This is a genomic window from Dellaglioa sp. CoH-55-MRSF-7 (assembly GCF_056782235.1).
Window position 1 is genome coordinate 1 of record NZ_JBXAYI010000161.1, and the last position, 273, is coordinate 273.

Annotated in this window: 1 protein-coding gene; it reads right to left on the reverse strand. The window is 52.7% G+C overall.

What is annotated here, in order from left to right; genetic code table 11:
- Positions 1–273 (reverse strand): hypothetical protein (locus AC1RPU_RS08240; RefSeq protein WP_481769686.1); only part of this gene is annotated, 273 nt, incomplete at both ends.

Below are 273 nucleotides of genomic sequence, written 5' to 3' on the forward strand. Positions count from 1 at the left end.
CCGTCCGGTGCCTCTACCCACAGACCCTTTCCGTACTTCTTGGCCATCTTCGGGTCGTGTGCGTCACCAATCATGGCCTTGTTGGCCTTGTTGTCTTCATAGATCAGCCACCACTTACCTGCAACCATGCGCTTGTCGGGGTACTGCTTCTGGATACTTGCCATCCAATCGAAGAACTTCTCACCCACCGTTTCTGGGTAGTACTGCACAACCGGATGAACAACCCATTTACCGGTCTCTTTGTCCTTCTTACCGAATACGTCACGGATGCCT